This window comes from Bacillus sp. CH_70, from assembly GCF_038007045.1.
Lineage (GTDB): Bacteria > Bacillota > Bacilli > Bacillales > Bacillaceae_G > Bacillus_A > Bacillus_A cereus.
This window is the reverse complement of sequence record NZ_JBBOWL010000001.1, coordinates 282,501-292,500: the sequence shown is the minus strand read 5'-3', so window position 1 is coordinate 292,500 and position 10,000 is coordinate 282,501. Positions and strand designations below refer to the sequence as shown.

Genomic DNA, 10,000 nt, shown 5'->3' with positions numbered 1-10,000 from the left:
AAAACTTTGATTACTCTGTTGCAATTATTTCTATTGGATCCGGTATTTTAATTCCCGATTTCCAAAAGTACGGTCCTGTTTATTGTCTCGAGCAAGATTATCAAACAAAAGAAAAGGTCGAATTATTAATAAAGGATTTATTATCACAGGATTTTACCCTCGCCATATGTAGCACTGTCATAAGTGGCGATATCGTCGCATTACTAGCTAGACACAATATAAAAGTTGTTTCATTAATACATGAATTACCGCATTTAATACAACAGTACTCTGCTGAAGGGAAAGCTAAAAACATCGCTGAATTTGCTTACAAAGTTGTTTTCCCTTCACAATACGTACAAGAAAAATTTCGTACAATCACTGAATTGGATCCTCAAAAATGTCACATTCTCCCTCAAGGTTTGTTTAACCACAATCCTTATAAGAACAATATTGCAAAAGCTAGAAATGAGTTACGTAAGAAGCTTAACCTGCCTCTAGATAGCAAAATCATCCTGGGTGTAGGCTTCGCAGATTATCGAAAAGGAATCGATCTATTCTCACTTATCTCTTACTTAGTAAGAAAGGCTCACAAGGATATTCATTTTATTTGGGTAGGGGGAACAGACGTTCAATTCCTGAATACACTGCCCCCTAAATATAAAGCACATTTCACAGTAATCGATCCTACTCCCGATATCGGATTATATAACGCCGGAGCTGACTTATACTTATTAACTTCAAGGGAAGATCCTTTTCCAAATGTTGTTTTAGAAGCATTAGATGCAAAACTTCCTGTTATAGGGTTTAAAAATGCTGGAGGTTTTGAGGATGTTGTTACAGAAAAAACTGGTGCCTTAGTAGACTTTTTAAATTTACCCAAAATGCTAGAAAAAATATATGAATTTATTCATGATGAGGGATTACGATTACAAAAGGGAAGCTTTGGCCAAGAACTTATCGAAAAAAACTTCAATTTTCTTACTTACATTTATCAATTACTAGATCTTCTCGAACATAATTACAAAAAGATAAGCGTAATCATACCAAACTATAATTATGAAAAATACTTACCTGATCGAATCGAATCAATATTAAACCAAACCTACCCTCTTTACGAACTAATTTTCTTAGACGATGCCTCCACTGATCATAGCGTATCAACATTTAAAGAACTGCTCTCAAAAGAAAATAAGATCCATCTGAAGGTTCAACAGGTTATTAATGATACAAACTCTGGTTCTGTATTTAAACAATGGATAAAAGGCGTCACTGCAGCAACTGGTGATTATATTTGGATTGCAGAGGCTGATGACTTATGCGATAAGACATTTTTACAAGAGGTGATGCAGGGTTTTTATATAAATAACAATATTGCCTTAAGCTACACACAATCAAAACAAATAGACGAACAAGGAAATGTATTGGCTAATCATTATTTAAATTACACAAATGATATCGATGAAGAAAAATGGAAAGCCCCCTATTTTCGAAAAGGCGTCGAAGAAATACAAGATACGTTACTTATCAAAAACACTATACCTAATGTCTCGAGTGTAGTTTTTAAAAATATAGATATGAAGAAAACAGAAAAACAGTTAGAAAAGTTCAAAATAGCTGGTGACTGGTTCTTCTATGTTTCTCTTCTTACAGAGGGAGATATTTACTTCAATCCAGCCCCCCTAAACTATCATAGACGACATTTAAATAGCGTAACAAGAACAGAAAATTCATATTCCCATTACAATGAAGTTGTGCAAATGCAAAATTTCATTAAAGAAAGCTTTACTATCGACGACATTTCTAAAATGAAAATGTATACATATAGAAAGTATCTTAAAGCATACTTAAAAATTTAAACGTATGCTTTCTCTGCCATCAATATCTCTTGTAAGGCGATACTATTATTTAAGGGGGAATACTCTTTGAAAGACTTTATAGAGGAACATAAAGATTTAATTTCTCAAATCGCACACAGCTACAATGTAAATGCAAGTATCCATCCTGAGGATCATATCTTTCAGTTCATTGTCACTAATCCCGTTTTCCCATCAAAAAAAGAAGCGATAGATTACTATTTTAAAGACGGGCAAAACTCAGCACAAATACTCTTAGACTTAATCACTTCCCTTTATCCTCCTACAGGCAATCCAATCAAATTGTTAGAGTTTGCATCTGGATACGGCTGCGTAACACGTCATTTATTAAATCTACAAGCGAATTTGAGTATAACCGCTTGCGATATACACGAAGAGGCCATTTCCTTTATTGAAAACAAATTAAATAATCCTTCTATATTATCTCATCCTGAGCCCGAACAGTTAAAATTAGACTCATCTACGTACGATATTGTTTTTTGTCTATCCTTTTTTTCTCATATGCCTGATACAACTTGGTTTCGTTGGCTGCAAACATTGTATAACGCTGTTTCACCTGGTGGTTTATTCATTTTCACAACCCATGGCTATCAAAGTAAAAAATATTTCGGGTTTCCAAATTTAAACGAACATGGCTATTGGTTTCTCTCTTCTAGTGAACAATTCGATTTAGATGTTAATCAGTACGGACAAACGATAGTTAGTCCCTCTTACGTATGTGACAAAATTAAATTACTGCCCCATAACCCAATCATCAAAAAGTATACTGAAGGATTTTGGTGGGAACATCAAGACCTTTGGGTAATAGAAAAAGAAGTAAAATAATAAACCACGCTCTGCTTATATACAAGTAGAGTGTGGTTTATTATTTTTTACTATATAAGAACTCTTCAATCCATAGTTTATTTAATCTAATCCCATTTTTAAAATCTATTTTAGGCTCCCAATTCAATTCTTGTTTTACCTTATCAATATTTAAAATGATTCTTTGAACGTTCTCTTGTTTTTGTTTATAACAGATAAAATCCACTTTTCTTTCTGTTATTTTCTCTAGTTCCACTATAATTCGTTTTAAAGAAAGACCTTTGCCACTCCCTATGTTATATACGCAAGATTTCAATTGATTTAATTGTGCTAGTTGTATAGTAATTTCAACTAAATCATCGATATAAATATAATCTCTAATAATCTCCTCTGGATTCCCATATATATGAATCCTTTCATTACTGAGATGCTGATACAAAAAACAATTTATCGCCCCAACTTTTTTTAAGGGGTTTTGGTATTTTCCATACGGATTAGAATATCTACATACAACATAATCTATTCCATATTTTCTCTTATAAAAATACAAATAATTCTCGAGCGAAACTTTTGTTATTCCATACGGGGAAAGTGGTCTTAATGGATGTTTCTCATCAATTGGCAAATATTCAGGTTCACCATAAACTGTGCCTCCTGAAGAAGCTAATATAATTTTTTTAATACGAAAATCTTTAACACTTTCCATGAAATTAAGAAAAAATAAACTGCTATTAATATCGCCGAAAACATCTTCAATTGAAGTTGCTACGTTAGACGTCGCAGCTAAATAAATAATAATATCTATATTCACTAAAGCCTTATATATATCCTCAACATTTTCTAAATCACCTTTAATAAATTCAACTTCACTTATAATATTTTGAGGAAAATTATTTATATGCCTGGAAAATACTTTTACATTTTGCCCCTGTTTCAATAAACCCAATGCGAGGTTGATACCAATGAAACTATTTCCACCTACTATTAAATAATTATTCTTCCTCATAATATCATCTCTCTAGTAATAAATTTTTCCCATCGTCAAACCTAAAATCATACACAAATAAACTGGATCATTTCGATTATTCATCTTCTTATCATTGTATGTTTGTTATAAATTTTCATTATCTTTATTTTCTATTTTCATTTTGAAATAACTTCCTTATTCAGATTGACTGCAAAAACACTCATAATATTTACTCATCCCCATGAATATATTTAATAAACAATCCTCACTTGTTTAACCCATAAAAAAACTTCTACATACACAAGGTTCTCAAAAAAAGGAGTGCGAAACTCATGAAAAATATAAATCAAGAGCTTTTAAATCATGTAATTCTACATAAAGACCGAATTCCGCATTACCATAAAGACTTTCCCCTTATACTATTTTGGAGTCACAGAAGCGGATGCACCGCATTAGCTAATTGGTTCTTTTTTCAAATTGGATTATTTACTGAAGCAAAGAAATACAATGACTTTATTCATTACTATGAGTTCTGGGTGTATAAGAACAATATAAATTACATACCAGAGTTACAGAATGGTCTTCTAGAAGGTAAAAAGGATGTTTGTAAACTTGTGCGAAATCCCTATACAAGGGCTGTCAGCTCATTTCTATTACTTGCTGACAATCCATACGCTAGCCCCCAATGGGAAAGTATCCGTCATTATTTTTATAATGATAAATATAGTAATCAAGGAATATCATTTAAACAATTTTTATATTACGTTCAGGCATTTGGTTCCAATTCCCTAGCAATAGATATACATTTTAGCCAACAATACGTCCCTGGTGAAGAAAACTTCATCCAATGTTATATTCCTTTAGAAGATTTTAATGCACAAATCACCAAACTAGAACACACGTACGATTTGATAAAATCCAATTTAGCACTTCTTACAAATTCAGATCATCATCGCGCCCACAAGATGATTTATGCAGGGAGCTATGCAGAACTTAGCATTACAGATGAAGCCTTCCCACGATTTCCAACATACGAAAGCTTTTATGATAAAGAAACCATGGATTTAGTTACAGAAATATATGCACAGGACTTTGAAATGTACCCGTACACGAGAGGGATACTTTAAGTCTATACATTTTTCTATGAATAAAAGCTAATGCATCGCATAGCATAAAGTGAAACTTTAATTCGAGTCGGGTTCTCTTCAACTGATTATTCCCTTTTCCTAATCGCTATTTTAAGAGATACCTAACTTTCACCTATTCCCTTTGATTTCGCCGATTGTTGACGTGTATCATACTTTCCATAAATAGATTGCATGTAACATAGGAGTGATGTCGTGTGGAAATCAATTTGAAACACAATAATGGGTACTGCGTTATTTGCGAAAAGAAAGCTACATTTATAGAGCATAATGATTGGCTTAGAGATCATTATTTATGTTCTACATGTAACTCTATCCCGAGGCAGCGAGCTTTAATCCATACTTTACACACATTTTTTCCAAAATGGGATTCCTATAGCATCCACGAATCCTCTCCTGGAGGAATTACAACTCAGCTACTATTAAAAAACTGTAAAAACTATACATATTCTCAATACTTTAAAAACTATCCTCTTGGCCAATACTTTCAAGGAATTAGATGTGAGAACTTAGAAGACATGACTTTTGAAAATGAATCTTTTGATTTATTCATTACTCAAGACGTTTTTGAGCATGTAATGACGCCAAACAAAGCCTTTAAAGAAATAGAACGAGTATTAAAACCTGGCGGCGCTCATGTATTTACTGTCCCTTGGTATCATACACTCACAAAAACTGTGCAAAGAGCAAGATTGAATAAAGAGGTGATTGAATATATTGAAGAGCCCATTTATCACGGAAACCCTATTGATGAGAATGGGTCTTTAGTAACGTTCGATTGGGGGCAGGATATGATTGAATATATTTATACACACACAAATATGTATACCATTGTTTATTTACAAAAGGATAGATCACTCGGTTTAGATGCTGAATTTTTACATGTTTTTATTAGTAAAAAGCAAGAAAATAAGGTTTAATCACTATATAATTCGGAGGTTTGACAAATGCATAACTTTAAGTTAGGAAGTGATTTTGATAATCTTGTTAATTCACTATCTGATGTTGAACTTCTAAATTTATTTATACAAAGTTGTTCCCAAACAACGATAAATGGGGTTCCCGTACCTAGGTTTCCTCCTGAAGAAATTCAAAAACAATTTGTAGGTGCTTCCTATGAACATGCTCTTTATGAAGCATATTTGTTTTATAGCTATATAAAACAATACGCCCAGAATTTAGGTGTTCCCGTGAATAAAGAAAGTAAAGTTTTAGACTTCGGCTGCGGATGGGGAAGAATTATACGCTTCTTATTTAAAGATGCCTCTGATCAAAATTTACTTGGCATTGATGTGGATCCTGCGATGATCACACTTTGTAATGAAACACTAGGAAGAGGGATATATAAAACAGCAAGTCCACATCCCCCTGTAGAATTTATTAGTGACAATTCATTAGATATCATATTCGCTTATTCTGTATTCTCACATTTATCCGAAGAAACTGCTGAAAATTGGATAAAAGAATTTTCAAGAGTTCTTCGCCCTGGTGGAATTTTCATCGCAACAACACAAGCGCGCTATTTTCTTGATTTTTGTCAACAATTCCACGAACATCCTGAATTAATTCAAACAGGATGGCATAAAACTTTATCTCAAGCTTTTCCAGATATACATCGCGCTATCTCGGATTATGAAAACGGAAAATTTGTCCACAGCGCTACTGGTGCAGGGGATGTTAGAAATAGTAGTTTTTACGGAGAAACCGTTATACCTAGGACTTATATTGAAAATCATTATGAGAAATATTTAAAGCTACAAGACTTTTTTGATGATGTAAATCGATTACCACAAGCCCTCTTTGTCCTTCAAAAAATTTAATTCCTTTTATTCAACGTTATACACTTAATTTCATGACGAAAAGCACTTTCTATTTCAGCTATATATCAAATTACCTAATACTCTCTTATTAAGTAAGCTGTAAAAGCAAATTCAATACATACCATAAAAAAAACAGTAAACAGCTAACATATCTCTTGTTTTAAAATTACTCCACCAAATCAAGAATAACTTCCCAACAATTGAACTACGAAAAACATGAGGGGGATATACTTTGAAAATAATCGCTTTTTACTTACCACAATTCCATCAAATTAAAGAAAATGATCGATGGTGGGGGAAAGGATTTACTGAATGGACAAATACTAAAAGTGCACGACCTTTATTTTCAGGACATTATCAACCGAGGGAACCTTATCAAGATTTTTATTATGACTTAACTAGCCCCTCCGTAAGAAAGTGGCAAGCAGAAATCGCTAAAGCATACGGTATATATGGTTTTTGTTATTATCATTATTGGTTTAAGGGAAAAAGACTATTAGAAACACCCTTTAATGACGTACTAAAGATGAAGGAACCTGACTTCCCTTTTTGTCTTTCTTGGGCAAATGAACCATGGACAAAATCTTGGGATGGTCTCGATAAACATATATTAATGCCTCAAGATTACGGAGATATATCTGATTGGAAGGAACACTTTGATTATTTATTACAGGCTTTCCAAGATGAGAGATATATTTATATAGATGATAAACCTCTATTCATTATTTATCGTCCAGGACATATTCCTGATTGTGAAAAAATGCTTAATTACTGGAATGCATTAGCGCGAGAAAATGGTTTAAAAGGCATATACTTTGCTGAAACATTAAACAGTTTTCCACTACCTAATATAAATGGATTCGATGCTAGCATTCAGTTTGAACCTTTCTATACAATTGCCCATGATAGCTCTTCAGACATAAATAAGGTCATATATGATTCTGATATGCAATTGAATGTTTGGGACTACGATAAAGTATGGATGTATATATTACAACGATCGCTCCCAAAGAAAAAAACATTTCCTGGGGCTTTTGTTGATTGGGATAATACTGCACGACGTAAAAACGCAAATAGCAGCATCTTTGTAGGTTCTACCCCAGAAAAGTTCACCATATATTTAAGCAAGCAAATTCATCGTACTTACTCTTTTTATAACAGCGAGTTTTTATTTATTAACGCATGGAATGAGTGGGCGGAAGGAACTTACTTAGAGCCAGATAAAAAATATGGATTTTCTTATTTAGAAGGAGTTAAAAATGCAATTGATAGAGGTATGAAAGCATACAAAAAAGACGAGTCATTCTGACTCGTCTTAAAGTTGCTTGGCGACGTCCTACTCTCACAGGGACAAGGTCCCAACTACCATCGGCGCTAGAGAGCTTAACTTCCGTGTTCGGTATGGGAACGGGTGTGACCTCTCTGCCATCATCACCAAACTATGAAGGCATATTCCTTCAAAACTAGATAACATTGCTACATATTATATGGTTAAGTCCTCGATCTATTAGTATTCGTCAGCTCCACATGTCACCATGCTTCCACCTCGAACCTATCAACCTGATCATCTTTCAGGGATCTTACTAGCTTACGCTATGGGAAATCTCATCTTGAGGGGGGCTTCATGCTTAGATGCTTTCAGCACTTATCCCTTCCGCACATAGCTACCCAGCTATGCCCTTGGCAGAACAACTGGTACACCAGCGGTGCGTCCATCCCGGTCCTCTCGTACTAAGGACAGCTCCTCTCAAATTTCCTACGCCCACGACGGATAGGGACCGAACTGTCTCACGACGTTCTGAACCCAGCTCGCGTACCGCTTTAATGGGCGAACAGCCCAACCCTTGGGACCGACTACAGCCCCAGGATGCGATGAGCCGACATCGAGGTGCCAAACCTCCCCGTCGATGTGGACTCTTGGGGGAGATAAGCCTGTTATCCCCGGGGTAGCTTTTATCCGTTGAGCGATGGCCCTTCCATGCGGAACCACCGGATCACTAAGCCCGACTTTCGTCCCTGCTCGACTTGTAGGTCTCGCAGTCAAGCTCCCTTATGCCTTTGCACTCTACGAATGATTTCCAACCATTCTGAGGGAACCTTTGGGCGCCTCCGTTACACTTTAGGAGGCGACCGCCCCAGTCAAACTGCCCACCTGACACTGTCTCCCGGGTCGATAAGACCCGTAGGTTAGAATTTCAATACAGTCAGGGCGGTATCCCACCAGCGCCTCCACCGAAGCTAGCGCTCCGGTTTCAATGGCTCCCGCCTATCCTGTACAAACTGTACCAAAATTCAATATCAGGCTACAGTAAAGCTCCACGGGGTCTTTCCGTCCTGTCGCGGGTAACCTGCATCTTCACAGGTACTATAATTTCACCGAGTCTCTGGTTGAGACAGTGCCCAAATCGTTACACCTTTCGTGCGGGTCGGAACTTACCCGACAAGGAATTTCGCTACCTTAGGACCGTTATAGTTACGGCCGCCGTTTACTGGGGCTTCAGTTCAGAGCTTCGCTTACGCTAACCCCTCTCCTTAACCTTCCAGCACCGGGCAGGTGTCACCCCCTATACTTCGCCTTACGGCTTCGCAGAGAGCTGTGTTTTTGCTAAACAGTCGCTTGGGCCTATTCACTGCGGCTTTCCGTTAAGAAAGCACCCCTTCTCCCGAAGTTACGGGGTCATTTTGCCGAGTTCCTTAACCAGAGTTCTCTCGCACACCTTAGGATTCTCTCCTCGCCTACCTGTGTCGGTTTGCGGTACAGGCACCTTTTATCTCGCTAGAAGCTTTTCTTGGCAGCGGGGAATCAAAGACTTCGCTCCATAAGGAGCTTCCCCATCACAGCTCAGCCTTCACGATAAGCGGATTTGCCTACTTATCAGCCTAACTGCTTGGACGTGCACAACCAATCGCACGCTTCTTCTATCCTTCTGCGTCCCTCCATTGCTCAAACGATAAAGAGGTGGTACAGGAATATCAACCTGTTGTCCATCGCCTACGCCTGTCGGCCTCGGCTTAGGTCCTGACTAACCCTGAGCGGACGAGCCTTCCTCAGGAAACCTTAGGCATTCGGTGGACGGGATTCTCACCCGTCTTTCGCTACTCATACCGGCATTCTCACTTCTAAGCGCTCCACCAGTCCTTCCGGTCTGACTTCACTGCACTTAGAACGCTCCCCTACCACTGATACCATTGGTATCAATTCGCAGCTTCGGTGGTGTATTTAGCCCCGGTACATTTTCGGCGCAGAGTCACTCGACTAGTGAGCTATTACGCACTCTTTAAATGGTGGCTGCTTCTAAGCCAACATCCTAGTTGTCTAAGCAACTCCACATCCTTTTCCACTTAATACACACTTTGGGACCTTAGCTGGCGATCTGGGCTGTTTCCCTCTTGACTACGGATCTTATC

The 10,000-nt window shown here is 37.0% G+C and carries 7 protein-coding genes and 2 rRNA genes (2 of these 9 only partly in view); 6 read left to right on the top strand and 3 right to left on the bottom strand.

The window, feature by feature from the left end; all coding sequences use genetic code 11:
* Positions 1-1,838, top strand: the 3' portion of a protein-coding gene (locus N2V79_RS01600) for a glycosyltransferase (RefSeq protein WP_340719532.1). 94 nt of this gene lie to the left of the window's left edge; only the last 1,838 of its 1,932 coding nucleotides appear in the window; its start codon lies beyond the left edge, outside the window; it ends in the stop codon at positions 1,836-1,838.
* Positions 1,839-1,904: 66 nt separating this feature from the next.
* Positions 1,905-2,681: a class I SAM-dependent methyltransferase gene (locus N2V79_RS01595; protein WP_053565455.1), complete on the top strand. Its 777-nt coding sequence runs from the start codon at positions 1,905-1,907 to the stop codon at positions 2,679-2,681.
* Between the two features lie 40 nt (positions 2,682-2,721).
* Here N2V79_RS01595 and N2V79_RS01590 read toward each other — a convergent pair whose 3' ends face one another.
* Entirely contained in the window at positions 2,722-3,666 is a 945-nt protein-coding gene (locus tag N2V79_RS01590; protein ID WP_088021844.1) for an NAD-dependent epimerase/dehydratase family protein, read from the bottom strand.
* A gap of 293 nt (positions 3,667-3,959) precedes the next feature.
* On the opposite strand from N2V79_RS01590, the gene N2V79_RS01585 reads away from it, so the two are divergent.
* The 4 genes from N2V79_RS01585 (at position 3,960) to N2V79_RS01570 (ending at position 7,901) form a co-directional block, all read left to right on the top strand.
* Positions 3,960-4,754 carry a sulfotransferase family 2 domain-containing protein gene (locus tag N2V79_RS01585; RefSeq protein WP_000790050.1) on the top strand — a complete coding sequence of 265 codons (795 nt, stop codon included), beginning with the start codon at positions 3,960-3,962 and terminating at the stop codon, positions 4,752-4,754.
* Positions 4,755-4,969: 215 nt separating this feature from the next.
* Positions 4,970-5,692 carry a class I SAM-dependent methyltransferase gene (locus N2V79_RS01580; RefSeq protein WP_000405127.1) on the top strand — a complete coding sequence of 241 codons (723 nt, stop codon included), beginning with the start codon at positions 4,970-4,972 and terminating at the stop codon, positions 5,690-5,692.
* 27 nt (positions 5,693-5,719) lie between these two features.
* The gene (locus N2V79_RS01575) at positions 5,720-6,592 is read left to right on the top strand and encodes a class I SAM-dependent methyltransferase (RefSeq protein WP_000551407.1); all 873 of its coding nucleotides are present in this window, start codon (positions 5,720-5,722) and stop codon (positions 6,590-6,592) included.
* Between the two features lie 232 nt (positions 6,593-6,824).
* A complete protein-coding gene (locus tag N2V79_RS01570) occupies positions 6,825-7,901 on the top strand; it encodes a glycosyltransferase WbsX family protein (RefSeq protein WP_000690984.1) in 1,077 nt (358 codons plus the stop codon).
* Between the two features lie 14 nt (positions 7,902-7,915).
* Here the strand turns inward: N2V79_RS01570 and rrf are convergent.
* Together rrf and N2V79_RS01560 are read right to left on the bottom strand one after the other, a co-directional pair.
* Positions 7,916-8,031: ribosomal RNA gene (gene rrf, locus N2V79_RS01565) — 5S ribosomal RNA — on the bottom strand.
* A 48-nt stretch (positions 8,032-8,079) separates the two neighbouring features.
* Positions 8,080-10,000 (bottom strand): 23S ribosomal RNA (locus N2V79_RS01560) (it continues 1,001 nt past the right edge of the window).

Coding starts and splice junctions, on each gene's coding strand:
- N2V79_RS01575 (WP_000551407.1), top strand. CDS start 5,720: ATGCATAACTTTAAGTTAGGAAGTGATTTTGATAATCTTGTTAATTCA.
- N2V79_RS01585 (WP_000790050.1), top strand. CDS start 3,960: ATGAAAAATATAAATCAAGAGCTTTTAAATCATGTAATTCTACATAAA.
- N2V79_RS01590 (WP_088021844.1), bottom strand. CDS start 3,666: ATGAGGAAGAATAATTATTTAATAGTAGGTGGAAATAGTTTCATTGGT.